The sequence below is a fragment of the Marihabitans asiaticum genome, from assembly GCF_007828725.1.
GTDB classification, from domain to species: Bacteria; Actinomycetota; Actinomycetes; order Actinomycetales; family Dermatophilaceae; genus Marihabitans; species Marihabitans asiaticum.
Genome location: NZ_VIUW01000001.1, coordinates 409,266 through 434,859 on the forward strand (window position 1 = coordinate 409,266; position 25,594 = coordinate 434,859).

24 protein-coding genes, 3 pseudogenes and 1 riboswitch are annotated in these 25,594 nt (G+C 72.6%); of the genes and pseudogenes, 18 read left to right on the forward strand and 9 right to left on the reverse strand.

Translation table 11 applies throughout. The annotated features are described in order from the left end of the window. Positions 1-186: 186 nt before the first annotated feature. From FB557_RS01945 to FB557_RS01960, 4 genes are read left to right on the forward strand one after another with little or no spacing between them, the layout of a single operon-like run. On the forward strand, positions 187-1,110 hold the full coding sequence (locus FB557_RS01945; protein ID WP_144855142.1) for a diacylglycerol/lipid kinase family protein: 924 nt from the start codon (positions 187-189) through the stop codon (positions 1,108-1,110). Then, positions 1,107-2,057, forward strand: coding sequence for a phosphatase domain-containing protein (locus tag FB557_RS01950; protein ID WP_144855144.1), 951 nt, complete (start codon positions 1,107-1,109; stop codon positions 2,055-2,057). Before FB557_RS01945 ends, FB557_RS01950 begins: the two co-directional genes overlap by 4 nt. Beyond that, positions 2,054-3,025: a pseudouridine-5'-phosphate glycosidase gene (locus FB557_RS01955; protein WP_246074318.1), complete on the forward strand. Its 972-nt coding sequence runs from the start codon at positions 2,054-2,056 to the stop codon at positions 3,023-3,025. The genes FB557_RS01950 and FB557_RS01955 overlap by 4 nt, the downstream gene beginning before the upstream one ends. Further along, positions 3,025-3,894 carry a carbohydrate kinase family protein gene (locus FB557_RS01960; RefSeq protein WP_246074319.1) on the forward strand — a complete coding sequence of 290 codons (870 nt, stop codon included), beginning with the start codon at positions 3,025-3,027 and terminating at the stop codon, positions 3,892-3,894. The genes FB557_RS01955 and FB557_RS01960 overlap by 1 nt, the downstream gene beginning before the upstream one ends. On the opposite strand, the pseudogene FB557_RS01965 reads toward FB557_RS01960, so the two are convergent. Continuing rightward, positions 3,804-4,304 (reverse strand): annotated as a pseudogene (locus FB557_RS01965) (ABC transporter permease subunit); the annotation flags it as partial. The gene FB557_RS01960 and the pseudogene FB557_RS01965 sit on opposite strands and share 91 nt — an antisense overlap. 49 nt (positions 4,305-4,353) lie before the next feature. Then, on the reverse strand, positions 4,354-5,367 hold the full coding sequence (locus tag FB557_RS01970) for an isopenicillin N synthase family dioxygenase (protein ID WP_144855148.1): 1,014 nt from the start codon (positions 5,365-5,367) through the stop codon (positions 4,354-4,356). Positions 5,368-5,418: 51 nt separating this feature from the next. Beyond that, a riboswitch (SAM riboswitch) is annotated at positions 5,419-5,533 on the reverse strand. Between the two features lie 87 nt (positions 5,534-5,620). Between FB557_RS01970 and FB557_RS01975 the strand changes: the two genes are divergently transcribed. Next, positions 5,621-6,382: an SDR family oxidoreductase gene (locus FB557_RS01975; RefSeq protein WP_144855150.1), complete on the forward strand. Its 762-nt coding sequence runs from the start codon at positions 5,621-5,623 to the stop codon at positions 6,380-6,382. A gap of 170 nt (positions 6,383-6,552) precedes the next feature. Here the strand turns inward: FB557_RS01975 and FB557_RS01980 are convergent. Together FB557_RS01980 and FB557_RS14690 are read right to left on the reverse strand one after the other, a co-directional pair. After that, positions 6,553-6,786 (reverse strand): annotated as a pseudogene (locus tag FB557_RS01980) (type II toxin-antitoxin system PemK/MazF family toxin); the annotation flags it as partial. Beyond that, the gene (locus FB557_RS14690; RefSeq protein WP_281290037.1) at positions 6,783-6,914 is read right to left on the reverse strand and encodes a hypothetical protein; all 132 of its coding nucleotides are present in this window, start codon (positions 6,912-6,914) and stop codon (positions 6,783-6,785) included. The gene FB557_RS14690 and the pseudogene FB557_RS01980, both read right to left, overlap by 4 nt. Positions 6,915-6,948: 34 nt before the next feature. On the opposite strand from FB557_RS14690, the gene FB557_RS01985 reads away from it, so the two are divergent. From FB557_RS01985 to FB557_RS02005, 5 genes are all read left to right on the forward strand, one after another. Continuing rightward, on the forward strand, positions 6,949-7,599 hold the full coding sequence (locus FB557_RS01985; protein WP_144855152.1) for a VOC family protein: 651 nt from the start codon (positions 6,949-6,951) through the stop codon (positions 7,597-7,599). A gap of 121 nt (positions 7,600-7,720) precedes the next feature. Then, positions 7,721-8,194, forward strand: a complete 474-nt coding sequence (locus FB557_RS01990; RefSeq protein WP_211356455.1) for a MarR family winged helix-turn-helix transcriptional regulator — start codon at positions 7,721-7,723, stop codon at positions 8,192-8,194. After that, a complete protein-coding gene (locus tag FB557_RS01995; protein WP_144855156.1) occupies positions 8,191-9,798 on the forward strand; it encodes an MDR family MFS transporter in 1,608 nt (535 codons plus the stop codon). Before FB557_RS01990 ends, FB557_RS01995 begins: the two co-directional genes overlap by 4 nt. Before the next feature lie 163 nt (positions 9,799-9,961). Then, a complete protein-coding gene (locus tag FB557_RS02000) occupies positions 9,962-10,969 on the forward strand; it encodes a pirin family protein (RefSeq protein WP_144855158.1) in 1,008 nt (335 codons plus the stop codon). A gap of 57 nt (positions 10,970-11,026) precedes the next feature. After that, positions 11,027-12,526, forward strand: coding sequence for a DUF4232 domain-containing protein (locus tag FB557_RS02005; protein WP_144855160.1), 1,500 nt, complete (start codon positions 11,027-11,029; stop codon positions 12,524-12,526). A gap of 33 nt (positions 12,527-12,559) precedes the next feature. Here FB557_RS02005 and FB557_RS02010 read toward each other — a convergent pair. After that, positions 12,560-12,808 (reverse strand): annotated as a pseudogene (locus tag FB557_RS02010) (response regulator transcription factor); the annotation flags it as partial. A gap of 52 nt (positions 12,809-12,860) precedes the next feature. On the opposite strand from FB557_RS02010, the gene FB557_RS02015 reads away from it, so the two are divergent. From FB557_RS02015 to FB557_RS02030, 4 genes are read left to right on the forward strand one after another with little or no spacing between them, the layout of a single operon-like run. Beyond that, complete coding sequence (locus FB557_RS02015) at positions 12,861-13,337, forward strand: ATP-binding protein (protein WP_246074321.1); 477 nt, start codon at positions 12,861-12,863, stop codon at positions 13,335-13,337. A gap of 57 nt (positions 13,338-13,394) precedes the next feature. Next, positions 13,395-14,276 (forward strand): DUF5926 family protein, encoded by an 882-nt coding sequence (locus FB557_RS02020; protein ID WP_144855164.1) that lies wholly within the window; start codon positions 13,395-13,397, stop codon positions 14,274-14,276. Between the two features lie 2 nt (positions 14,277-14,278). Next, complete coding sequence (locus FB557_RS02025; protein ID WP_144855166.1) at positions 14,279-14,986, forward strand: glycosyltransferase; 708 nt, start codon at positions 14,279-14,281, stop codon at positions 14,984-14,986. Beyond that, positions 14,979-16,580 (forward strand): MptA/MptB family glycosyltransferase, encoded by a 1,602-nt coding sequence (locus FB557_RS02030; protein WP_144855168.1) that lies wholly within the window; start codon positions 14,979-14,981, stop codon positions 16,578-16,580. The genes FB557_RS02025 and FB557_RS02030 overlap by 8 nt, the downstream gene beginning before the upstream one ends. Here FB557_RS02030 and FB557_RS02035 read toward each other — a convergent pair. Beyond that, positions 16,495-18,618, reverse strand: coding sequence for a hypothetical protein (locus FB557_RS02035; RefSeq protein WP_144855170.1), 2,124 nt, complete (start codon positions 18,616-18,618; stop codon positions 16,495-16,497). The genes FB557_RS02030 and FB557_RS02035 overlap by 86 nt on opposite strands. A gap of 128 nt (positions 18,619-18,746) precedes the next feature. Here FB557_RS02035 and FB557_RS02040 point away from each other — a divergent pair, with 128 nt between their 5' ends. From FB557_RS02040 to FB557_RS02055, 4 genes are all read left to right on the forward strand, one after another. Further along, positions 18,747-20,027, forward strand: coding sequence for a glycosyltransferase 87 family protein (locus tag FB557_RS02040; protein WP_246074323.1), 1,281 nt, complete (start codon positions 18,747-18,749; stop codon positions 20,025-20,027). Further along, positions 20,015-20,431: a DUF4446 family protein gene (locus FB557_RS02045; protein ID WP_144855174.1), complete on the forward strand. Its 417-nt coding sequence runs from the start codon at positions 20,015-20,017 to the stop codon at positions 20,429-20,431. The genes FB557_RS02040 and FB557_RS02045 overlap by 13 nt, the downstream gene beginning before the upstream one ends. Positions 20,432-20,907: 476 nt before the next feature. Further along, positions 20,908-21,834, forward strand: a complete 927-nt coding sequence (gene pheA, locus FB557_RS02050) for a prephenate dehydratase (RefSeq protein WP_144855176.1) — start codon at positions 20,908-20,910, stop codon at positions 21,832-21,834. Next, positions 21,831-22,472 (forward strand): hypothetical protein, encoded by a 642-nt coding sequence (locus FB557_RS02055; protein WP_211356456.1) that lies wholly within the window; start codon positions 21,831-21,833, stop codon positions 22,470-22,472. The genes pheA and FB557_RS02055 overlap by 4 nt, the downstream gene beginning before the upstream one ends. On the opposite strand, the gene FB557_RS02060 is transcribed toward FB557_RS02055, so the two are convergent. From FB557_RS02060 to FB557_RS02070, 3 genes are all read right to left on the reverse strand, one after another. Continuing rightward, on the reverse strand, positions 22,430-23,473 hold the full coding sequence (locus FB557_RS02060; protein ID WP_144855177.1) for a glutathione synthetase: 1,044 nt from the start codon (positions 23,471-23,473) through the stop codon (positions 22,430-22,432). The genes FB557_RS02055 and FB557_RS02060 overlap by 43 nt on opposite strands. 79 nt (positions 23,474-23,552) lie before the next feature. Further along, the gene (locus FB557_RS02065; protein WP_246074325.1) at positions 23,553-24,746 is read right to left on the reverse strand and encodes a peptidase MATCAP family protein; all 1,194 of its coding nucleotides are present in this window, start codon (positions 24,744-24,746) and stop codon (positions 23,553-23,555) included. Beyond that, positions 24,743-25,582 carry an N-formylglutamate amidohydrolase gene (locus tag FB557_RS02070; protein ID WP_144855179.1) on the reverse strand — a complete coding sequence of 280 codons (840 nt, stop codon included), beginning with the start codon at positions 25,580-25,582 and terminating at the stop codon, positions 24,743-24,745. The genes FB557_RS02065 and FB557_RS02070 overlap by 4 nt, the downstream gene beginning before the upstream one ends. Positions 25,583-25,594: the final 12 nt, after the last annotated feature.

Below are 25,594 nucleotides of genomic sequence, written 5' to 3' on the forward strand. Positions count from 1 at the left end.
TTCGCCCGGTCCCCACTGCGCAGATCCCCGGGGAGCATCAGACGAACGGTCGTCGGAAGGGTCCAGATCGACCGTTCGTCTGAGTTTCCCCGGGGATCTGCGAAGGGGAGGGGGTAGGTGCCGGTGACCGTTCGTCTGAGTTTGCCCGGGGATCTGCGAAGGGAGGGCGCGCGTAGCCTCGGCGGGATGACCCGCGTCGCGCTCGTGCTCAACCCGGTCAAGCGGCGTGCCGACCAGCTGGTCCCGCTGCTCGCTGCGGCGTGCGCGGAGCGTGGGTGGCCCGAGCCGACCGTGCTCGAGACGACCGTCGCCGAGACCGGCGCCGCTCAGGCCGCCGCGGCGGCGAAGGGGGGAGCGCGCCTCGTCCTTGCCGCCGGCGGGGACGGGACGGTGCGCTCGGTCGCTCAGGGGGTACACCCCTTCGCCCAACCCGACGGGGTGGTGATGGGGGTGGTCCCGCTCGGCACGGCCAACCTCTTCGCGCACAACCTTGGGCTGCCGATCCGCGACCTGCGGGCCGCGCTCGCGCTCGCCCTCGACGGCACTGCGCGCCCGGTCGACCTCGGGCTGGCGACCTTCGATGAGGAGCGGGTCGAGCACCCCTTCCTCGTGCTCGCCGGCTTCGGGCACGACGCCGCAACCGTCGCCGCCACCCGCGACGAGCTCAAGCACCGCATCGGCTGGCCCGCCTACATCCTCCCCGCGGCCCGGCACGCGATCCGGCGGCCGGTGCCGATGTCGGTCTCGCTCGATGGAGAGGTCGCCCGCCCCCTTCGCGCCTGGAGCGTCCTCGCCGCCAACGCCTCACGCGTCCGCGCCGGGGTCCGGATCACCGCCGGCGCCGAGCTCGACGACGGCCTGCTCGAGGTGCTCGAGGTGACCGTCCGGCGTCCCGACCAGTGGCTACCGATCGCCGCGAAGGGGGTGCTCGGGCTGCGCCGGGACGTGCCCGGCCTGGTGACCCGGTCGGCGCGAGAGGTCGAGATCGTCGCGTCGGACCCGCAGCACGTCCAGCTCGACGGTGACATCACCGCCGACGTCAGCCGGGTGCGAGTGCGGCTGATGCACCAGGCTGTGATGGTCAACGGCACGAGAGAGAGGGCGCGATGAGCGAGGAGCACGTTCAGGCGATCCATGCACTGCAAGAGGGGTGGACCCGCCGGCACGAGGAGGAGCAGGTCGCCGACATCATCTGCGGCGTGGAGGGGGAGGAACTCACCCGGCTGAAGAACGCGCTCAACCGGCGCGACGACCACCACGACCTCGAGGAGCTCGTCTTCGGCGACATCGACGACGAGGCCATCCGCGAGCGGATCCTCGCCCACATCGCTGCCGAGGCCCAGCCGCTGGGCCGGCTCGGGGTCAAGGTGCTCTCCGACATCGACGACACGATCTTCCCGATGGTCCACGAGCGCCGGTACCCGCGCGGGCACACGCCGGTGCCGGGTTCGCTGGCCTTCCTGCAGGCGCTCGACGACGGGCCGGTCGAGTCGCCCTGGTCCCGCGGGGACCTCACCTTCCTCACCGCGCGCCCGGAGGTCGCCTTCGGGCTCATCGAGTCCACGAGCAAGAACGCGCTGCGCGAGGCCGGCGTCGCCTCGTCCTCGATCCTCTCCGGCGGGCTCGCTTTCCTGCACTCCAAGGACGCGATGGCCGACGGCAAGCTCGGCAACGTCGAGCGCTACCGCCAGCTCTTCCCCGAGTACGGCATCGTCTTCGTCGGCGACTCCGGGCAGGGCGACGTGCTCGTCGGCGAGGGCATGCGCGAGGCGCACCCGGAGGCGATCCCGACGATCTTCATCCACGACGTCGTCTCGACCCCGCAGCCCGAGCGCGACCGGTTGGCGGCGAAGGGGGTGCACCTGGTCGATACGTACGTCGGTGCCGCGGTGCAGGCCAGCCGTCTCGGCATGGTGTCGCTGCACAACGTCAAGACCGTTGTGGCAGAGGCGATCAGCGCACTCGACTCGGTCTCCTGGGAGTCGCCGGAGCAGGAGCACGCCACCCGGGAGCTGTTCCTGCGGGACGTCGACGCGGCGCATACCCTGGTCAGGTGAGCCAGACGCCGACCCAGCACACCCCCTTCGCCACCGTCGTCGACCCTGCGGCCCTGGACGTCTCGGACGAGGTGCGCGAGGCCGTCCGCGACGGCCGACCCGTGCTGGCGATGGAGTCCACGATCTTCACCCACGGCCTGCCGCGGCCGCGCGGTGGCGAGGTCGCGCTCGCGGCCGAGGAGCAGGTGCGGGCCGCCGGGGTCGTGCCCGCCACGATCGGGGTGGTCGACGGGGTGCCGACGGTCGGCATGAGCGCCGTGCAGATCGACCAGCTGGCCGGCGACGACGACGTGATCAAGGCCTCGGTGCGTGAGCTGCCGGTCGCTCGCGCCACAGGAGCCAGCGCCGGGACGACCATCGCGGCCACCGCCTACCTGGCGCACGCGGCCGGCATCGAGGTGTTCTCGACCGGCGGGCTCGGGGGCGTGCACCACGGGGCGTCGTCGACCTTCGACGAGTCGGCCGACCTGGTGACGCTGGCGCGGGTCCCGGTCGTGCTCGTCTCTTCCGGGGCCAAGGCGATCCTCGACATCCCGGCGACGCTTGAGCGCTTCGAGACCCTCTCGGTGCCGGTGATCGGGTATCGGACCAGCCGGTACCCGGGCTTCTACGTCCGCGACTCCGGGTACCCGATCGGCCAGCGGGTGGAGTCGGCCGAGCAGGTGGCCGAGGTCTACCGCGCGTCGCGTGCGCTCGGTCTGCCGGCGTCGGTGCTCGTTGGCAACCCGATCTCCGAGCCCGACAGCCTCGACCCGGCGGCGCTCGACGAGGTGATCGAGCGGGCCTGGGCGGCCGCGGAGGAGCAGGGAGTGCGGGGGCAGGCGAGCACGCCGTTCCTGCTCGACTTCATCCGCCGCGAGACCGGTGACGCCTCGCTCGAGGCCAATGTCGCGCTGTACCGAGGCAACGTCGCGCTGGGCTGCGAGATCGCCTCTGCCCTGACCGGCCCGGGGGCCGTGAGGATCTGATGGGTGTGCTCGCCGTCGCCGGGGACCTCGTCGAGGACGTCGTCGTGCACGTGCAGGAGCCGGTGCGGCCGGGCAGCGACGCGGCCGCGCAGATCACCCGCCGGCGCGGTGGGTCAGCGGCTAACGTCGCCGCCTTCGCGGCGCAGGCCGGGTGCGCCGTGCGCTTCATCGGCTGCGTCGGCGACGATCTCGTCGGCGAGGCACTCACCACCGAGCTGAGCGAGGCCGGGGTGGACGTCTGCGTGCAGGAACGCGGGCGCACGGGTTGCATCGTCGTCGTCGTCGACGAGTCAGGCGAGCGGACCATGCTGCCCGACCGCGCTGCTGCCGCTGAGCTGACCCACGTCGACACGGAGTGGCTCGACGGGGTCGACCTGCTGCACCTGCCGCTGTACGGCTTCGACTCGGGCTCGACCCCGCAGGCCCTGTGGCGCGCGGCGGCTGCGGTGCGCGAGGCCGGTGGCCGGGTGTGCGTCGACATCTCGTCGGTGCGGATGGTCGACGTGCACGGCTGGGAGGGCGTGCTCCGGATGATCGACGCGCTAGAGCCCACCTGGATCAGCGCCAACGCCGACGAGGTGAGCGCGCTCGGGCTCGACGACCCAGCCTTCCTCGCGCGCCGCCCCCAGCTGGTCGTGCTCGCCCGAGGCGGGGCGCAGCCCACCCGGATCCTCATCGGTGGCACCGAGCCGATCGTCGTGCCCGTGCCCCCGGTGCCCGGGGTGGTCGACACCACCGGCGCGGGCGACGCCTTCGCCGCGGGCTTCCTCACCGCGATCTACCGGGGCGAGGGGCTCGAGGACGCCGTGGCGTCCGCGCACGCCCTGGCGGCGCGCTCACTTCGCGCCCCCGGCGCCGCCCTCGCCTGACCCTTGAAGCTGTCGCGGGCAGCAGCGTCGAGGGAGTGCAGCAGACCTCGGCGCTGCACCGACAGCGAAGGGGGGCCGGTCGTCTCAACTCGGCGACGCAGAGCACGAACGAGCAGGTCTCCGCCGGACTGGATGAGCTGGACCAGTCCGATGAGGACGACCACTGCGACGAGGAGCACCGGGGTGTTGAAGCGCTGGTATCCGTAGCGGAGGGCGAGGTCGCCCAGACCCCCGCCGCCGATCGTGCCCGCCATCGCGGAGAAGCCGACGAGCATGACGAGCGTCAGGGTCGCGCCCGAGACCAGCGACGGCGCCGCCTCGGGAAGCAGCACCTTGCGGACGATGTCCTGGGTGCGCGCGCCCATCGCCCGGGCGGCCTTGATCTTACCCTCGGAGACCTCGGCGAGCGCGGTCTCGACCGCCCGGCGCTGGTCGCGGACGCGAGCTCAGGACGCGAGCTCAGGACGCGAGCAGGTGCCGGTGGTGGCGCTCGGCCACGTCCGGGTGTGCTCGCAGCCGGCTCTTCAGGGCGTTGCCGCCATAGGTGCTGTGCAGCACGTCCAAGGCGTCCTGAGTGACCCCGGGGGCCTGGGCGGCGAGGTCGTCGGGGAGCTGGAGCGTCGGGATCTGCGCGGAGAGGCTGGGATTGTAGAAGAACGGGACGGAGATGCGAGTGCTGCCCGCTGGGGGGCTGACTACCCGGTGCGCAGTGGCCCGGAGCAGGCCGTCGGTGGCCACCTCGAGCAGCTCCCCGATGTTGACGACGAAGGCACCCTCGACCGGCTCCACGTCGACCCAGGTGCCGTCACGCCGAACCTGAAGGCCGACCGACCCCGGCTCGAGGAGGAGCAGAGTCAGCACCCCGGAATCGGTGTGCGCCCCCACGCCCTGGTCGGCCTTGTCCCGGCCGGGGTAGCAGATGATCTTGATCAGTGAGGACGGCTCGGCGAAGGCGGGGGCGAAGATGCTCGCATCCTGGCCGAGGGCAACCGCCCACTGTGACAGCAGCTCCTCGGCGATGCCGGTCAGGGCGTGCTGCCACTGGTGAACCACCTCGCGCAGCGCGGGATGGGCAGCGGGCCACTGGTTCGGGCCCTCGAGAATGTTCCACGGCTCGTCCTTGGTCGCCGGGCGTGGGTCCCGCTCGATGCCGAAGTCGATCTGCTCGCGCCAGTCCTGTCGCCCCTGCGTCAGCTCACCGCCGAGCCGGGTCCACCCCCGGAAGTGGGGTGAGCGGAGGTTCTCGATCGCTTGCTTCTCCGACAGGGGGAGGGCGAAGAACTCCCGGGCGGCCTGGAGCAGGCGATCGGTGGTGGCCGCGGGGACGCCGTGGCCGACGAGGTAGAAGAAGCCGACGTCCCGGGCGGCCGCGAGGAGGTCGGCGCGGAAGGTGGTCGCGTCCTCCCTTCGCGCTCGGGAGAGGTCGAGCACCGGCAGCGCCGGGGCGAAGGTGGACGACGGGGTACCAGGCATGACTGCCCCTTCCCGGCACACGGGTGCCGCGATGGAGCTGCATCAAGGAAGCAGCTGCGCTTGCCTCGGCCGGTCGGCACGAGACCCGGTCGTATCCCGGAGCACCCCGCCGCAGTAGGAGGGTTGCTGTCCAGCAAGCCGGGACTTGTCGCTGGAGCTCGAAACCGTGGCGAGGACATTACGTCCGGCTCCGAGCGCTTGTCAAAGCGGTGTGCGGCACAGGCGAGACAGGTCCGCTCGGTAGGGTCACCCCATGCCTGAAGGAACCATCGTCATCACCGGCGCCAGCTCCGGTCTCGGGGCCGAGATGGCCCGCCAGTTCGCCGACCTCGGCTACGACCTCGCGCTGTGCGCCCGCCGCACCGAGCGGCTCGACGGGCTGCAGGCCGAGATCGCGGCCAAGCATCCTGAGCGTCAGGTGCGTACCTATGCCCTCGACGTCACCGACGACGACGCCGTCATCTCGACGACGCAGCAGATCGCGGCTGACTTCGGCGGCTTCGACCGCTTCATCGTCAACGCCGGGCTCGGCAAGGGCGCCCCGGTCGGCAAGGGCAGCCACTACGCCAACCGCGAGACCCTCGAGACCAACGTCATCGGCGCCTTCGCCCAGGCCGAGGCGGCGATGCAGCACTTCCGCGAGCGCAAGCAGGGCCACCTCGTCGTCATCAGCTCGGTGACCGCTGTGCGCGGCTTCCCAAGCTCGATGACCGCCTACGCCGCGAGCAAGGCCGCCGTCGCGAGCCTGGGTGAGGGCATCCGCTCCGAGATGCTGGGCAAGCCCGACCTCGACATCGACGTCTCGGTGATCTGCCCGGGCTACATCCGCAGCGAGATGAACGAGAAGGTCGAGCAGAAGACCAAGTACATGGTCGACACCGTCACCGGCGTGCGCTCGATGGTCGAGGCGATCGAGCGGCGCCGGGCCAAGGCCTTCGTCCCCGCCAAGCCGTGGGAGGCGATCGCCCGCGCCATGCAGGTGCTCCCGCTTCCGGCGGTGCGCAAGCTCTTCTGAGCGGCGGGCGACGGCAACGCCGACCGCGAAGAGCGAAGGGGAGGCTCTCTCCGTGGTGAGCCTGGACCCTGACCGGTCAGTCGCAGCCGGTAGCGACGGCGAGCGCCGCGCACACCGCGCGCGCGGTCGGGGTCGAGCCGCCCGAGGCGCTGGGTCAGCACCCTGACATCCACGTCGACTACTGCGTCGAGCTGGACGACGCATGCCGCTGGGACCGGGTCCTCACCCGGCTCCAGGCGAACCTCGCTCGGTAGCCCGCGGGCGATGGTGCTGCAGGCGGCGACGATGCTCCGCCGTCGCGCGAGGATCGCGGCATCTCGGCTGAGGATGACCACAGGTCGTCGGCCCGCGTCCTCGAGGTCGGCCCACCACAGCTCACCCCGAGCCGGCAGCCCCGACCTCATGTCAGCCGTGCCGCGTCGAGGAAGCCCTCGAAGTCGCCCCACTCGTCCGGTGCGCCGGCCGGCGCCTCGGCATAGCCGCGGGCATAGGCCGCGGGCGTAGCCCCACAACCATGCCGTAGGAGTGGCATGAGCCGGATGGTGGATTCGGCCTAGCCTGCGGGGATGAGCCTGAGCATTGCTGGAGCCGTCGTCGCCTCACCGGACGTCCCTGCGACCGAGGCTGTGTGGGACAGGTTGGGCGTCGCGCTTCCGGTCGACGTCGTCACTCCGGGCGAAGGGGGGTACGCCGGCCTGGTCGAGGTGGGCCTTCTCACCGAGAACGTCGAGCTGGCGGCTGCGCTGCTCAGCCGACGCGGTCTCGACGTCGAGGGGGGCCTCGTCTCGATCGCCGGCGTGCGCTGGCGGCTCACCGAGGCTCGACCCGACGAAGGGGTGAGCTCACCCCCTTCGCCCCTGGACCACGTCGTCGTGTCGGCGAGCGACCCGACCCGGGCGGCTGCCGACTACGGGGCTCGGCTCGGGCTGGACCTGCGGCTGGACCGGGACACCGGATTCGGGTTCCGAGGTCTCTTCTTCCGCTGCGGGGATGCGGTCGTCGAGGTGATCGTCCGTGATGACGAGAGCGAGCGGGCCGACGGCTTCGCGGGCCTCGCCTGGCGCTGCACCGACCTGGCGAGAGAGCGCGACCGGCTCACCGCCGCCGGGGTCGACGTCTCCGAGATCCGGCCTGGACGCAAACCGGGGACGCGGGTCGCCACGGTCCGCGACCCGGACCTGCGCGTGCCGACGCTGCTCATCGCCCCGGCTCGGTAGTGCCCCGTCCAGTCGCTGGCTACCACGCAGTACTGGTCGTGATCACAGCCAGTACTGCGTGGTAGCGGGCGAAGGGGGCGCGGGACTTGGTTGAATGCGGAGACAGATATATGCTTGCAGCATGCAACCAAGTTCGGCGAGCAGCCTGCAGGAGACGATGTCGCGGGCCTGGCAGCAGATCTCCGTCGCCTACGCCGAGCGGCCACACCATCAAGCCACGATGGGGCGCCCCGACTACCTCGTCCTCATCACCATCGAGCGGCTCGGCGCCGTGCGCCCGAGCGACCTGGCCGACGGCCAGGACCTCTCCACGGTCAGCCGCCGTCTGGCCAGCCTCGTCGAGCGCGGCTGGCTGGACCGCGAGCCCGATCCCCACGACCGCCGCGCCAGCCGGGTCTCGGTGAGCGCCGACGGGGCCGCGGCCCTGCGCACCGAGCGCGCCCACCGGGCCGAGCTGCTCGCCGCCGCCCTCGGTGACTGGTCCGAGGAGGACGTCGCGACCCTCACCTCGCTCCTCGACCGCTTTGGCACCGACGTCGCCGACCTGCGCGACGCCGCCCGCACCACCCCTTCGCCCGATCGGATCGCCGGATGACCACCGCCCCCACCAGCCGGCCCGCCCCCTACCGGCTCTCCGCGCAGAACCGCCGTGTCTTCGTCGGGCTCATGCTCGGCATGCTCGTCGCCTCGGTCAGCCAGACCATCGTCGGGCCGGCCATGCCCCGGATCGTCGCCGAGCTCGGCGGCATGGACCACTACAGCTGGGTCGCCACCGCCGCCATGCTCGTCTCCGCCGTCTCGGTGCCCATCGTCGGCAAGCTCTCCGACCTCTACGGGCGCCGCGGGTTCTACCTCGGCGGGATCATCGTCTTCCTCATCGGGTCGCTCATCTGCGGCTTCGCACCGAACTTCTGGACCCTCGTGCTCGGGCGCGCGGTGCAGGGCCTGGGCATGGGCACGCTCATGCCGCTGAGCCAGACGATCATCGGCGACATCATCCCGCCCCGGCAGCGCGGCAAGTACCAGGGCCTCATGGGTGCCGTCTTCGGGCTGACCTCGGTCGCCGGACCGCTCGCCGGAGGAGTCATCACCGACACCTGGGGCTGGCGGTGGCTCTTCTTCGTCGCCCTGCCCGTCGGGGCGGTCGCGTTCGTCTTCGTCGCGCGCTTCCTCCACCTCGAGCACACCCCGCGCCGGGTGCAGATCGACTACGCCGGTATCGCCGCGCTCGTGCTCGGCCTGACCTCGCTGCTCCTCGCGCTCTCGCTCGGGGGCACCTCCTGGGCATGGGGCTCGGCCTCGTCGGTCTCCCTCTTCGCGGTCGCCGTCGTCGCGCTGAGCGCCTTCGTCCTTGTCGAGCGGCGCGCGGTCGAGCCGGTCCTGCCGCTGCGGCTCTTCCGGCGCAAGGTCTTCAGCTACGCCGGCATCGCGGCCTTCGGCCTGTCGATGGTGATGTTCGGCGCGATCATCTACATCCCGGTCTACGCCCAGGGCGTGGTCGGTGTCGACGCGACCAACTCCGGGCTGGTCCTCATGCCGCTCATGCTCGGCTTCATCATCATGGGCATCCTCACGGGGCAGCTCATCACCCGCACCGGTCGGTACCTGCCCTTCATGCTCACCGGCGTGCTCGTCATGGCGTTCGGGATCTACCTGCTGACCCGGCTGACCTACGAGGCGACCCAGACCCAGCTGACGGTCGCGATGATCTTCGTCGGCCTCGGGCTCGGTATGGCGATGCAGCAGTACGCCCTCGTCGTGCAGAACGACGTGACCCGCTCCGACCTCGGCGTCGCCACGGCGACCGTCCAGTTCTTCCGCAACGTCGGCTCGACGGTCGGCATCGCGATCTTCGGCACGGTGATGACGAGCGGGCTGGCCGAGAAGGTCCGCTCGCACCTGCCCGCCGGCGCGGCGTCGAGCGCGCAGGGGGGCGGCTTCGACGCGGGCTCGGTCCTGGACCCCGCCGCGCTGGAGGGGCTGCCGCCGCAGGTTGCCACCGCCGTGCGCCAGGCCCTCGCGGAGAACCTCCACGACGTCTTCGTCCTCGGCCTGCCGATCCTCGCCGTCGTCTTCGTCGCCACCGCGCTCATCCCGGCCAAGCCGCTGCGGGACACCCTGGACGAGCCGGCCGTGCCGACGGCCACCCCTTCGCAGTCGCGCGTGCAGACCCCGGAGGCGGCGCCGCTCGGCGGCTGATTCTCACCATGCTGCCAGCAGCATTGTGGTGAGCTAGCCGCACCTCGAGCTGCTGCTGGCTCGCCGAAGTGCTGCCAGCAGCATTCTGGGAGGACTGGTGGTCCCGGGGGGAATAGTTGACACGTCAACTATGTTGAGACCGTCGAGCCCGAAGGAGGACCACATGCCAGCCGTGACCGTCGACAACATCCTCACCCTGCCCCGTCTCAGCCCGCCCGGCGCCGAGAGCGTCAGCCGCGAGGTGCACACCGTCTCGACCGCGCCGAAGGGATTCGAGGGCGAAGGATTCCCCGTGCGCCGGGCCTTCGCCGGCGTCCCGCTGGAGCGGCTCGACCCCTTCATCCACATGGACCAGATGGGTGAGGTCGAGTACGCCCCGCTCGAGCCGCGCGGCACGAGCTGGCACCCGCACCGCGGCTTCGAGACCGTTACCTACATCATCGACGGCGCCTTCGACCACGAAGACACCCACGGCGGTGGCGGGACGATCACCAACGGCGACACCCAGTGGATGACCGCCGGCTCCGGCCTGCTGCACATCGAGGCGCCGCCCGAGCAGCTCGTCATGCGCGGCGGCCTCTTCCACGGCATCCAGCTGTGGGTCAACCTGCCGGGCACGATGAAGATGTCCGACCCCCGCTACCAGGACATCCGCTCCGGCCAGGTGGCGCTGCTCTCCAGCGGTGACGGCGGCGCGCTGCTGCGGGTCATCGCCGGAGACGTCGACGGGCACGACGGCCCGGGTATCACTCACACCCCGATCTCCCTCGTCCACGCGACCGTGGCGCCGGGGGCTCGGCTCGAGCTGCCGTGGCGGCGCGACTTCAACGCCCTCGTCTACGTGCTCTCCGGGAGCGGGGTCGTCGGGCCCGAGCGGCGGCCGATCCGCGAGGGTCAGCTGGCGGTCTTCGGTGCCGGTGACCACCTGGAGGTCGCGGCCGGTGACCGTCAGGACGAGCGCAGCCCGAGCCTGGAGCTGCTCGTCCTCGGGGGGCGCCCGATCCGTGAGCCGGTGGCTGCCTACGGCCCCTTCGTGATGAACACCAAGGAGGAGCTCATCGCGGCCTTCGAGGACTTCCAGGCGGGTCGGCTGGGCGTCGTCCCCAAGCAGCCCCGGGTCCGGCCGGCGCTCGACGTGGTCGCCGACCAGCCCGGCCACCACGTGCTCTGAGGCGGCAGGTCGCGCCGCCGGGTCGCTGCCTCGCCCGAGCGTGGGACCCTGGGAGATGTGAACCTCTCGACCGGTGACCCGGCTCCGACCCGGTCACCGGTCGAGGCGTCCCGGCCCGCATCTCACCGCTGGAGGCGTGGCCGGGAAGGTGCGCCGTGGCGCCGACCTGACCGTCAGCACGGCGAAGGGGGCGGCGGTCGCCGCCTCATCGGCCGCTGGGTCATCGGCGTCTGCCTGGCACTGCTCCTGCTCATCGGGGTGCTCGGCGCGGCGCTCATGCCGGACTGGGGTGCCAGCTGCCCCACGGGGGAGACCTGTGACCGAGCGGCACTGCGCTCCTCGGTCGTCGGCGCCTGGCTCGTGCACGGGCTGGCCCTCGCCGGTCTCACCGGGGGGATGGTGACGGTCGGGCGCAACCGCCCGGCTCACCCCTTCGGCGACGGTATCTCCGACGAGCACGCCGCGAACCCGGCCCGGCACGCCCTCCTCGCGACCGGTTTCGTCGCCGCGACCAACGCGATCACCGCCGCCGCCCTCGGCCTGGCCAGTCTCGTCGGGGGGCTGATGGTCGGCTTCGTCACCGCGGCGTGGTGGGTCGGGCTGACCGTGTTTCTCGATGCCCTCGACCGACTGGCCCGGCCGCGCTCCTCGCGGCGCGGGTCGTGGTGGCGGGCGCTGGCGGTCTCGACCGTCACCGTCGGCGCGATCTGGGTCGTCCCCCTCGTCGTCGTCGGGGTGGAGGCGAAGGGGTGGAGCGAGGCCTTCCTCCTCTCCAACGTCGTCGTCGCGGGCGTGGCCGGTGTCGGGACCCTCTGGAGCAGGACCGTGGCCGGCGGTGCGCACGAGCCGCGGTCGGCCCACCGGGGTCGGATCCTCGCCTCGGCCGTGGCCGGGTCGCTGATCCTCCCGCTCGGGCTGCTCTGGTACGTCGACGTCGGAGCGGGCAGCCGGGCTCGCTCCGCCGAGCTCGTCGGTGACCTCCTCAACCCCTACCTCGACGCCCGGCCCGAGGTCGCCGCCGCGCCGGACGACGGGGCAGCCACACCCCCTTCGCCGGTGGCGGAGCGGGCGTGCGAGCCCGCCGACCTCTTCGTCTCCCAGCGCGACCTGCGGCTACGGGTCGGCACCGAGGCGATGGTGCTCGTCGCGACCAACCGGACCCGCGAGGCATGCACGATGAGCGGCTATCCCTCGCTCCTGCTCACCGTCGACGGCCAGCCGGTCGAGCTGTACCAGGCGCGGGTCGACCATCTCTTCACCGGCGAGCCGGTCACGCCCGAGCCGGTCACCCTCGAGCCCGGGGACCAGGTGACGGCCACGGCGTGGTGGCGGGGCGCGCCGCAGATCGTGACCGAGGGCGAGGCGGATGGAGACGACCCTCAGGGCGAGGTGTCGACCGGGGCCGCAGGAGCCGACGCGGTCCGCTCACTGGCGGTGCTCCTGAGCGGGGACGCCGAGGCCTCCGCCGCGGTCCCGGTGGGGCTGATCCACGACCCCACGACCTCGCTGCGCGACGGCAGCTTCGTGCGGGTCGAGCCGTGGCACCGGCCGGAGTAACCCGACCAGCGCGGCGCGACGCGCGGCTGAGCGTCAGTCGCCTGACCCGATCCGCACCAGACCGGTCTCGTAGGCCAGCAGCACCGTCTGCACCCGGTCGCGCAGCCCGAGCTTGTGCAGGATGCGGCCGATGTGGGTCTTGACGGTCGCCTCGGCGACGAAGAAGTCCGCGCAGATCTCGCCGTTGGTCTTGCCCTCGGCGACGGCGCGGAGCACCTCGATCTCGCGCGGGGTGAGATCGGCCAGCCGCGGGTGGGCGGCGCCGGTGGGCGGCAGGGCGGGTTGTCGCAGGTCGCGCATACGATGGCGCGAGCATCAACGACGAGGAGCATCGGTGAGCGAGGACAGCAAGGACGTGGCGCGCGGGCTGCTCAACGAGTTCGGCGCCGACCCCGGCGACGGGCAGGCCCGGACCGTGCGAGCGCAGTGGAAGGGTGAGGTCATCCCCGCGATCCGCGAGGTCATAACCGAGGACCTGCACGAGCGTGGCGTGCCCGAGCAGGTCGTCGACGAGTGCGAGCTCGTCGTGACCGAGCTGGTCACCAACGCCTTCCGGCACGCCACGCCGCTCGCTGACCAGTGCGTCCGCGTGCACTGGAAGGTCCGCGGCGAGGTCGTCGAGGTCGAGGTGAGCGACGGCGGGGGCGAGAACAAGCCCAAACCGGCCGCCCCGAACCTCTGGGCCACCTCGGGGCGCGGGCTGCGGATCGTGCGCAGCCTCGCGCACGAGTGGGGGGTCAGCGAGGACGAGAAGCGGGTCACCGTCTGGGCCTCCCTCGGCGGGCCGTCCCGCCGTCGGGTCGGCAGCTGACCCTCCCTTCGCCGCGTCGGGAGGTGACCCTCCCTTCGCTCACCTAGGCTGCCCCCCATGGGCAAGGCATCGCGACGCAAGAAGTCCGAGGGCGGCAGGCGCAAGGTCGCCCCGGCCCCGTACGTGGCTCGACCCTTCGAGGGTCTGCCCGGTGAGACCGACTGGGTCGCCGCGCACGAGATCATCCCGGCCGCCACGGCGCCGCTGGCCCTGAGGTCAGACGCGGTCCCCGAGGGCGCACCGACCACGGCAACCCTGGCCACCGTGCTGCCGATGGCCTGGGCCGCGCTGCACCGCGGCGACGGCACCGTCCTCGTCGCCACCCAGTCCGGGTCGAGCAGCGGCGACGCCAGCCGCGACCTCGCCGCCGCGCTCCTCGCCGCGCTGGCCGCCGAGCCGGGCACACCCGTGCCGTCCGTGCCGATGGCCACCGAGGACACGCCCCGGCTGCAGGACATCCTCGACACCGCTGCACCGCTGGACCTCACCGTGCACGAGGGCTTCGACTTCTGGGTCGAGGAGGGTGAGCTCGACGGCGAGGCGAGGGCTTCGCTGGATCGGGCCAACGAGAGCGTCGTGCCGACCGTCGCCGTCGAGGGCGTGGACTCGGCCTACTGGGCGCGCATGGGCGAGCGGACCTACATCCGGTGGGTGCTCGGCGACGACGAGGACGCCGCGACGCGGGCGCTGGCGCGGCTGGCCGCGGCGGGGGAGACCGAGCTCGGCGAGGGCAACAAGTTGCTCGGCGCCTTCCGCGCGGGCGGGCTGCTCGTCCCGGTGTGGGAGGTGCCGGCCGACAGCGAGCCGGGCGACCACGCCGCGGCGCTGACCGCGATGGCGCAGCGGTACGCCGCCGCCCTCGCCTCGGACGAGCCGCTCACCGCCGAGGAGCGCCGCCAGCGCTCGGGCCTGCTCTCGCGACAGGTCACCCTGAGGTAGTCATGCCCGCGGCAGGGGTAGCGGCCATCGTCCCGGCGAAGGACGAGGTCCCGCGCGTCGTCTCCACCGTCGCCGCGCTGCGCTCCCTGCCCGAGGTCGAGCTCGTCGTCGTCGTCGACGACGGGTCGAGCGACGACACCGCCGCCTGGGCCGCCGGAGCCGGGGCGCTCGTCGTGCGCCACCCGACCAACCTCGGCAAGGCGGCCGCGCTGCAGACCGGCGTCGAGCGCCTAGCCGAGGAGGAGCAGCGGCGGGGGGTCGCCCCCTTCGTCCTGCTCTTCGCCGACGCCGACCTCGAAGGCTCTGCCGCCGAGCTGGGCCGGCTCTGCCGTCCGGTGCTCGACGGCGCCGCCGACCTGGCGGTCGCGAACATCCCCCGCTCGGCGTCCTCGCACGGAGCGGGGCGGGTGGTCCGGCTCGCCCGCGGGCAGATCGAGACGATGACCGGGCGGCGCTTCGAGCAGCCGCTGAACGGGATGCGGGCGATGACGCGTGAAGCCTTCGGCTGGGCCAGCCCGCTCGCGTCCGGGTGGGGGGTCGAGGCGGCGATGCTCGTCGACGTCGTGCGCGCCGGCGGGCGGGTCGTCGAGGTGCCGATCACGTTGTCGCACAGGGCGACCGGGACCGATCTGCGCGGTCAGCTGCACCGGGCCCGGCAGATGCGGGACGTCTCGCGGGCGTTGGTGGAGCGCCGCTTCCGCAGTGCCTGAGGCGAAGGGGGACCGGCCCGCCCAGCGCGACCCGGTGCGGCTCGCCCTGCTCGCCGGGTCGATCGGGTGCCTGCTGCTCGTCGGGCTCGCTCACCCGAGCGTCGCGGCGCCGCCGCTCGGGCCGGTCGGGTGGGTGCCGCACCTGCCCGACCTGCCGCTGCGGGGGTGGGGTGTCGTCGCGGTGCAGACGCTGGGCTACCTGCTCGGCGGTGTCGCCCTGCTCCGGGCGCTGTGGCGGCCGTCCTCCCTTCGCGCCCCGTGGTGGGTCTGGCCGGTCCTCGGCGGGCTGGTCCTGCTCACCGTGCCCTACGGCACCGCCGACCACACCAACTACGCCGCGTACGGCCGGATCCTGCTCGAAGGCGGCGACCCGTGGCTCACCTCGCCGGCGGGCTTCGGCGAGGACCCGGTGACCTCGATGGTGCGGCCGCCGTGGCGGGACACCCCGAGCGTCTACGGCCCGGTCGCGACCGGGCTGATGGGGGTGGCGGCCGCGATCGGCGGAGAGTCGATGCGCGCGGTCGTCTGGGTTTGGCAGGTCATCCTTGTGCTGGCCTGGCTGGCCGCGCGGTGGGTGCTGGTCGCGCTCACCGGCCGTCGCGAGGTCGTCGACACGTGGTGGAGCGCCAACCCGCTCGTCCTCGGAGCCGGGCTCTTCGGGGCGCATGTCGACCTGCTGGCGACAGCCTTCGTCGTCGGGGCGCTCGCGGTGGGGGTGCGGGCTCGCGGTGTCGGCGGGTCAGCGGCGGCGGGGATGCTCGTCGGTCTCGCGGCCAGCTCGAAGATCACCGCCGGCGTCGTGGGGCTGGCCCTCGCCCTGCCCCACCTGCGCCGATGCCTGCCGAAGTGGCGAGGATCTGCGTCGTGGGTGGCGGCCACGCAGCTGTCGGCGATGGTGGTGGCGGCGCTGGCGGTCATGGTCCCGCTGCACCTGTGGGCCGGTCCGCATGTCTTCGGCCAGCTGCTCACGGCGACCGGGGGGATCTCCTACGCCAGCCCGTGGCGGGCGGTCTACACCCTCCTCGACGTCGTTGCTGCCGAGCCTCTCGCCCGCCAGGCCGCCTCGCTCGCCTCGTGGGTCCTCGTCCTCGCGCTCGCGGCCGCCCTGTGGCGGCTGCTGCTCACCCCCTTCGCCGTGGTCGGTCTGGCGGAGGGCGACCGTTCGTCTGAGGTTCCCCGAGGATCTGCGGATGTGGGGGGTGACCGTTCGTCTGAGGTTCCCCGGGGATCTGCGGTGGCTGGGGTGCTGCTCGTGCTGACGGCGGCCTATGCGCTGGGCGCGGCGTACGTCCTGCCGTGGTACGAGCTGCCGATGTGGGCGGCCGCGGCGGCCTGGCTCGGTCTCACCGCGGGCGAAGGGGGCGCGCGCAGCCGGGTGGCCCGGCTCGCCCTCACCGCTCTCGTCGTGCGTGGGACGGTGCTCGCGCTCGGCTACGTGCCTGGTCGGGTCGAGCTGCCGGGGGACATCGAGACGGTGACCCTGGGCTTCCGCTTCGTCGTGGTGCCGCTCACGACCGCCGTCCTGTGGCTGGTGATCCTGCGCTGGGCTCGCTCCCGCTCAGTGCCAGCACGGCGAGGGCCGGGAGCAGGATGATCGCGGAGACGGCGGGGATCGCCGTGCCGGAGTCGTTGAGCAGGAAGCCGACGGTGAGCGCGACGACGAGCGAGATCAGCCCCGGCCGTAGCGCTGGGTGAGCCTCCAGTGCCCCTGCGATGGGCCGCGCCAGGGTGCTCCCGGGCACGGCGAGGGCCCAGATGAGCACGATGAGCAGCACAGGCACGAGCAGCGCGGTCCGCTCTGGGCCGAGGAGCATGTCGACGTTCGTCGCGAGCTTGCGCTCCAGTACCGGCCAGGCGTCGCCGTCGAGCAGCCGCGCGAAGAATCGGCCCAGGTGGCTGCGTGAACCCTCCGGCCGCAGGTAGTCGAGCCCGGCGATGGTGAGGAACCCGACCGCCGTCGCCGCGGCGAGCAGCGCGAGGCGGGTGAGCGTCACGCGGGCACCGGAGATGGCGAGGACGAGGAATCCGACGGCGGGGATGAGCGCGAGCGCCCCGCCTCCGTCGGCGCCGGCGAAGGGGGCGGCGTCGACCAGCAGCACCAGCCCGCCGAGGCCGGCGGCCAGGACCGTGGCCGCCCGCCGACTGCCGGACCGCAGCAGCGGGTCGAGGACGGCGGTGACGGCGAGCAGGGCACCGGTGACGAAGACGGCGAAGGGGACGTTGCCGAACCCGTAGAACCGGCCCCCGTCCCAGGGGTGCAGCCCGAGGACGGAGAGGAAGATCGCCTGCCCACCCCGCAGCAGCAGGTCGAGCGCGAGCAGCAGCGCGGTGACCCCGCCGACCACCCCGACCGCGGCGAGCCCACCCCCGCGCCGCTGGTCGAGGTGGGAGCCGCCCTCCCCATGCTGGTCGACATGCGAGCGGGCGAGCCTCGCGACCACCCACGCCACCGCAGCCAGCCCGACCGCGAAGCCCCCGACGACCCCCGCGAGCGCGACCCCGGGCTGACCCGAGCGCCACCACCCGGTCAGCGTCGCGACGTAGGTGCCGGCGGGCACCGAGGCGGCGGTGAGCGCGACGAGGGTGAGGACCCGGCGCAGCGCCGCCCGCGCGACCGGAGCGGTGCGGGTGAGCCACCAGCCCACCGCCCCGAGCACCGTGACGACGAGCAGTGAGTACCCGAAGGTCCGGAAGAAGACCGGGATGGTGGCGTTGGCCGCCGCGAGCTGGGCAGCGATCGCCGACTGGTCCTCGACGCGGTCCGCGGCGTCCCCGGCGCCGACGACGGTGAGGGCCCGCCCGGGGCTGGTCGCGGCCGGTTCCGCGCCGACCCGCTCGAGCAGGTCGACCGTGAGGTCGGGCAGCTGCACCACCCCGGCGCGCCGGGTCGAGGCCGACCGGAGCGCGCCCGGCTCGACCCCGCCGCCGGCGTAGACCACCGGGTGCAGGCGCGGCCCGCTGCCGTCGTCGGCGAGTCCGGCGACGACGACCAACGCATCCTCGGGCAGCGCGGCGGTCGCCCCGGCGACCGCGGCGTCGGCCGCGGCCACCTGCTGGCGCCGAGCTGAGCCCCCTTCGTCGATCACGCCCGCGTCGACCAGCCTCACCCGGCACCCCTGGGCGGAGCCGACCTCACCGGCGCCTCCCGCGGCGGCGAGGCCGGCGCCCGCCCCGGCGCTCTGCACGCACTCACCGGCGGCGGTGAGGGAGCGGGCGAGCAGCCCGAGGGTGGCGTCCTCCTTGCCCTCGTCGTTGTGCGCGGCGATCTCGTCCCACCCCTCGATCCGACCGTCGACGGGCGAAGGGAGGTCAGCGCACCGCGGAGCCGCAGCCGGGTCGGTCAGGTCGGGGCTGCCGTCGCGGGGGACGGCGACCCGGTCACCGGCGCCGAGGCTGAGCCAGCCGTCGGCGGGGCAGGTCTGCAGGTGCAGGCCACGGACGACGAGGTTGGCCGTGGCTCCACGCTCAGCCAGACCGCGGATGGTGGGGGCCTGCTCGAGGTCCTCCCAGGTCAGCCCGGCCACCCCGACGAGCACGACCTCGGGCTGGTCGGCGGGCTCCGCGATGGCGCCGCCCGCCCCCGCCACCAGCCCGAGGAGGGCGGCGACGAGGGCGAGCAGGGCACGGATCACCCGCCGATTGTCGCGCAGTCCCCTCCCAGCTCTCGCCGAGATAGGGGCCCGCGCGTCGGTCTGCGGTCTGGACCCTGTGCGCGGCAGTGCCACCGCGGTCATACGACCGTAGGGGTGACAATGGGGCGGTGACCCGCCCCACGACGACGCACTGGCTGCTCGCCGCCGTCGTCTTCGTGGCGCTGGCCGCCTGGCCGATCACGAAGTTCCTCTTCCTCTTCCCCCAGGACCAGTGGCAGGTCGACATCCAGGTCTACCGCGAGGCGGGGATCTCGGTGCTCCAGGGGCGGCCGGTCTACCAGCAGATGACCGACCCGCCGCAGCTGCTGCCCTTCACTTACCCGCCGATCGCGGCGCTGCTCGCAGTGCCGCTGGCACTCGTCCCCTTCGAGGTCGCCGCCTGGACGTGGACGATCGTCCAGCTCGCCGCCAACCTCGCGATCGCCTGGGTCGCGTGGATCCACGTGCGCCGCCGGGTCGGAGCGTGGGCGCCGGTGCTCGTCGCCGCGGTCGCCGGGGCGTTCCTGTGGACCCAGCCGGTCGGCGACGGGATCCGCTTCGCCCAGGTCAACGCCTTCCTCGTGCTGGCGATCCTGCTCGACCTCAAGCGTCCCCGGCTGCCGGTGCTGCGCTCGATCCCGCCCGGGGTCTTCGTCGGGCTGGCGATGGCGATCAAGCTCACCCCCGGCGTCTTCATCATCCACTACCTCGTGTGCAAGCGGTGGCGCGAGGCCGCCACCGCGATCGTGACCGCTTCGCTGGTCTCGATCGGCGCCTGGATGGTGCTGCCCTCGGCATCTTTCGCCTTCTGGGGCGGGGCGCTGTCCGACCCCACCCGGCTCGGGCCGAACGACGGCTCGGCCAACCAGGCCTTCCGCGCGCTGCTGCTGCGACGGGGGCTCGAGGCGGGCTCGACGGAGCTGCTGCTCGCCTGGGCGCCGTACCTCCTCGTGATCGGCGGGGTCTGCTTCTGGCTCGCCCGGCGGGCTTACCGGCAGGGGGACTGGCTGATGGAGGCCGCGGTCGTCGGGCTCGCCGGGTTCCTGCTCTCCCCGGTGTCGTGGGTGCACCACCTGCACTGGCTCATGGTGATCGTTCCGGCGATCATCGGGGCCAGCGGCGGCCGCGACCGGGTGCGCCTGGCCGTGGCCGCGATCCCCTTCGCCTGGTTCGTCGCGACCATGCCGTTCTGGGGGGTGCTGTGGAAGCGCGAGCAACGCGAGCCAGCGTGGTTCGGCGACCTGCTCGTCGAGGGCAACGTCATCGGGTCGCTGGTGATCCTCGCCCTGCTTGCCTGGGCGATCAGCCGGGGTGACCGCGACGCCGCCGGCGGGTCGGGGGCTGTCGCGGCGCAGGCGGAGGCTGGTTCGCAGAGCCCGCCGGTAGGGTCGCGCCCGTGGAGCCGCTGACCGTCGTCGCCGTCGTCGTCGCGGCGCTCGCCCTGCTCCTCGCGCTGGTCCTGCTTCGTCAGACGAGCGTGCTGCGTGCCCGGCTTGCCGAGGTCGAGCGCACCGCCCCGGTCGGGGAGGCGGAGTCGGCCACGCTCCGCTCAGAGGTCGGCGCGGCGCTCAGCCGGGTCGCCGTGGTCCGCTACGACGCGTTCGGCGACATGGGTGGTCGGCTCTCCTTCAGCGCTGCCCTGCTCGATGCCAACGGTGACGGCATCGTGCTCACCTCGATCCACGGCCGCAGCGAGTCCCGCACCTACGCCAAGGGCGTCACAGCCGGCGACTCCCCGGACGCGGCGGCCACCCTCACCCCGGAGGAGCGGCAGGCCGTAGCCGCCGCCCGCAAGGGCTCGGCCAGCGCCTGACGCCCTTCGCCCCTCTCGGCGCGGTCTCCCTTCGTCCGCCGACCGGCGCGGCTCTCCGGTCTCCCTTCGCCCGCTGCCGGCGCGGCTCTCCCTTCGTCCGCCGTTGCTACCCGCGGGTACGACGACAGAAGTCCGCGAGCTACCCGGGTGACCCCCCGGGATCTCGGGGGTTGCCGCGCGGACGGGACCCACTCGTGTCGTCCGACCCGCGAGTCACCGGCTGGGACACCCGAGAAGCCGGCCCGGTCTCCCTTCGCCCGCTGTCGGCCCGGGGCTCCCGTCGTCCGCCATTGCTACCCGCGGGTACGACGACACAAGTCCGCGAGCTACCCGGGCGACCCCCGGAGATCTCGGGGGTTGCCGCGCGGACGGGACCCACTCGTGTCGTCCGACCCGCGAGTCACCGGCTGGGACACCCCGACGGGCCGGCCCGCCGGTGGGCGAGACTGGCGCGAGACGACGAGCGAAGGAGCGACGTGACCCGCTACGGCTACCTCGGACCCGAGGGGACCTTCACCCAGATGGCGCTGCACGCGTGGCAGCCGGCGCAGAGCCGTGAGCAGGTCGCCTTCGGCTCCGTCGACGCCGCGCTGCACGCGTTGCGGGAGAGAGAGATCGACGCCGCCGTCGTCCCCATCGAGAACAGCGTCGAAGGGGGCGTCAGCGCCACCCTCGACGCCCTCGCCTCGGGGGATCCGCTCATCGTCACCGGCGAGATCCTCGTCCCGATCACCTTCGTCATCGCCGCCCGCGAAGGGGTGACCCTGACCGACGTGCGAGCCGTCGGCTCGCACTCCCACGCCTGGGCGCAGGTGCGCGGCTGGGCGCAGCAGAAAATCCCCGACGCCCGGTACGTCCCGACCCTGTCCACCGCCTCGGCCGCCGCCGACCTCGCGGGGGGCGACACCCCCTTCGACGCCGCCGTCTGTGCTCCGGTCGCCGCCGCCAACCACGGCCTGACCGTCCTTGCCGACGACATCGGCGACATGGCGAGCGCGGTGACCCGGTTCGTCGTCGTCTCCCGGCCGGAGTGGCTGCCGAGGCCGACCGGCTTCGACAAGACGACGGTCGTGCTCTACCAGCGCAGCGACCGGGCCGGCGGGCTGCTGGAGCTGCTCGAGCAGCTGGCCGCGCGCGGTATCAACATGACCCGGCTGGAGTCCCGCCCGACGAAGGAGTCGATGGGGTCGTACTGCTTCTCGATCGACCTCGAGGGGCACGTGCAGGACGCGCGGGTCGGGGAGGCGCTGATGAGCTTGCACCGGGTGTGCGCGCAGGTGCGCTTCCTCGGGAGCTACCCCGCGGCGAACGGTCAGGCCGTGAGCGTCGACCCGCTTACCTCCGACCCCGCCTTCGCCGAGGCGGCCGACTGGCTCGCGAGCATCCGGAACCCCGGCAGGTGAGCGAGCGAGGGCCCGCAGGCGCCCTCGGCTCGGCCCGCGGCTGGGCGGTGCTCGCCGCGGTCGTGCTGGCGCTGGCCGTGGTCTCGCTGCTGACCAATGCCACGACCGCGGAGCAGCTCTCGGGCCGCGCCGACGGGGTGCTGACCCTGCGGTGGACGCTGAGCCGCATCGTCAACGCCGGGACGGTGTGGGCAGGGCTCGCGGTGCTCGCCGGGTGGCTCGTCGCCCGCCCGCTCGGTGCGCTCGTCGCCGGTCCGATCTCGGGGGTGGCGAGCCTCGCCGCGCACTACGGGATCGGCCAGCTCACCGGCCTCATGCCCGCGGGCAGCGCCTCTGACAACCTCTCGTGGTTCGTCGCCGCCCTGCTCACGGGGCCGCCGCTGGGACTCGTCGGCTGGCTGGCGCGGCGCGACGACCTCCTCGGGCTGCTCGCCCGGCTGGTCGTCCCCCTCGGAGCCGTGCTCGAGCCGATCCTCCTCGGCTGGTTCGCGCCCCACGCGCTGGCCACCCAGCCCGACAGGATCTCGGGCTGGGTGGCTGGTGGGGTGCTCGTGCTCGCCGGGTTGGTCGGCGGCGCCGTCGTGCTGCGGAGACGTCAGAGGGTCGCGAGCCGCACGTTCGGGAGCGCGCCGGGGTAGTGGCGGCGCATCGCGACCTTGCGCTCGAGGTCGTCAATGATCGCCGGGGAGAAGTCCACGTCGTAGAGCGCCTGGCAGGACCCGAGCCCGCCGGGGCTGAACACGTTGATCTCCATGAGCTTGTCGCCGACGATGTCGAGCCCGACGAGGAACATCCCGTCGGCGATGAGCTTGGGGCGCACCGCCTCGACGAGCTCGAGCATGTCGCTGGTCACCTTGACCTTGCTCGCCTTGCCACCGGTGGACATGTTCGAGCGGATGTCCTCACCGGAGCTTTTGCGCCGGAAGGCGGCGACCTCGCCGTCGACGGTGATCGGCTGCCCGTTCATGACGAACATCCGCACATCGCCGTCCTTGGCCTCGGGCAGGTACTCCTGCGCGACGACATAGCCGTCGCGGGCGATCGCCTCGACGATCTGGGAGAGGTTCGGCGACTCCTTGCTGTTGACGAGGAAGACCCCGGACCCGCCCGAGCCCTGCAGCGGCTTGAGCACCGCCTTGCCGCCGAGGTCGTCGATGAAGTCCTGGATCAGCTCCTCGTCCCGCGAGATGAGCGTCTTGGGCCGGACCGCCTCGGGGAAGTGCTGGAAGTACGCCTTGGACAGCGCGTTGGCCAGCGACGTCGGGTCGTTGACGACGAGCACGCCGTTGGACGCCATGAGCTGCCCGAAGGCGATCTCGGCGTTGGGAGCCCACGGGCTCTCCTCGGCGTCATCGGCAGGGTCGGCCCGCAGCATCACGACGTCGAAGTCGTCGAGCTTCTGCTCCTGGACGACGTCCGGCTTCTGCACGTCACGCAGGAAGCGCTCGAGCGAGGTGTACTTCTTCGCCGTCGCGGTGCGCACCTTCGCCGACAGGGAGCCGTCGGGCTGGTAGGCGAAGTCGCCCAGCCCCATCAGCCACGGCTCGTGCCCGCGCTGGTGCGCGGCGAGCGCGAGCCGGGTGGTGGTGTACTGCGCCTTCTCGGTCTCCACGTCGTTGACGACGAATCCGATCTTCACTTCCGTCTCCTTTGCTTGCGTTGCGCAGGGCACCCCGGCGAAGGGGGGACACCTGCGAGGTGTCGTGGGTGGGTGGGCCTCAGGCGGACTGGGGCGAAGGGGTGAGCAGCCCGGTGAGGTCCCCGGCGCACCCGGCGGCGGCTTCCAGCCGCGCGGCGGCGCCGGGGTCCTCGAGCCAGCGCGGGAGGATCCGCGCGGGGGTGAGCACCTCGTTGTCCGCGAGGGAGTCGATGAGCGGCAGGTCGTCGAGGGAGAACTTACCGAGCCACAGGTGCTCGAGGCTTCCGCCGCGGGCGAGATGCTCGAGCAGGTCGACCAGGCCGCGCAGGTAGATCGCGTCCTTGGTCAGCCCGCCGGAGCGGTAGGCCCGCATCACCGTGGTGAAGGCACTGGCGGCAGGGAAGTCGGCGTCGACGAGCTCGCGCCAGGCGTCGACGAAGCTGGCTCCGGCGAGCATGTGGTTGACCGTGATGACCCGCGCCGCGAGCTGGCGCAGCCGGAAGGCGGTGAGCCCCCCGCAGCCGATCTCGGCGAGGACCGCCAGGCCCTCCTGGGTCTCGTCATAGCCCGCCAAACCCGTCCCGAGCGTCTGGATCGGCTGGGCCGAGCCGTTGACCTGGGTGACGAGATGGGTGCCGACCTCGTGCTGGAGCAGGGCGACCGCCCGGCTGCGCTGGATCACCGAGTCCGGGTCGATGAGCAGGGTGTCGCCCGAGACCATCACGCCGTTGACCTCGTCGCGGACCTCGGCGTGCATCTCGATGTCGGGATCGACCTCGGTGTAGTACTCGATCTCGGCCTGTGCCAGCTCGAGGAACTCATCGGCGGTGACCTTCTCCCCCTTCGCCTCCGGTCGGGGGACCCCCTGGAGGATCTCCTCGGCCTGCTCCCGCAGGCGCGGCGAGGCCCCGCCGTACAGCTCGGTCGAGAGCTGGCGGAAGTCGTCGGTGTCGCGGGCGAGGAGCATGTCGAGCTGCAGGGTCAGCTCACGGTGCTTGCCGCGCAGCAGGCTGGCGAGGGTCGCGTCCTGCACCGAGGCGACGTCGACGTTGGCGACGACCTGCTTGAGCACCTCCGGGTCGGACTCGATCGGCCGGTACTCGAAGTGGGGCTCGCTGACCCGTCCGGCGACGAAGTCGGCCTTGATCTCGTCGGAGTTGACCGGGGTGACGTCGAGGAGGAAGCGCATCGAGCGCGACATCTGCGCCAGGGAATGGTCGATCGCGAGGTCCTCGACCGAGACGGTGCGCAGCGCGGCGTCGTCCTCGGTCACGGGTAGAAGGTCTTGCCGGAGAGGTCACGCAGCGCGTGCAGCACCGGCTCGTAGGTGTCGGCCAGGGCGGCGGAGACCTCCGCGAGCTTGGTCTCGTCGACCTCGCCGCTCCACTCGTCCATGAAGGTCTTCTTGAACTCCAGGGCGAGGACGATGCCGGTGTCGGGGTAGCGCTCGTGCACCCACTGGGCCAGGCCACGCCCGACGAACTTGACGTTCTCCCGCACGTCCATCCGCGGTCCGGACTCTCGCGGGGCCGGCCACGAGCCGCCCAGCGCCGTGATGAAGGTGTCGACGACCTGGCCCCAGCGCTCGCGGTCCATCGACCCGGTGCCGACGTTGACCTCCGGGTTGTGCTCGGGGTCGGCCGGCTCGGCGAGCTCGCCGTCGCGGCGGTGGTTGTAGGAGTGCACGTCGTAGACGACGAAGGGCCCGCGGGCGCTCACCTCGTCGAGCCGCTCGGCCAGCTCGGCGTAGAAGGAGTCGTAGACCTCGAGACTGCGCTGCGCGATGTCGTCGTCGAGCGGGGTCTCGCGCCAGACCTCGAGCCCCCAGCAATCGTCTGGCTCGCGATAGACCGCCTCCTCGCGGACCCGGTTGAGGTCGACCTCGAAGCGCGACCGGTGGGCGATGACCCGCGCGGGCAGGTGCGCGCCGATCCGGTCGGTGTGGGGGTCCTCCTCCCGCAGCCGGACGGTCTCGTCGAGGATCATCGCCTCGGCCACCTCCTCGCGCAGGTCGTGCCCGGCGTGGATCGCGGTCGTGATGATCTGACCGCTCCAGTCACCGACGAAGCTCGCGACGGCAGGGCTGTGCTCGGCAGGTGTCTGCGACATGCCCACTGTCTA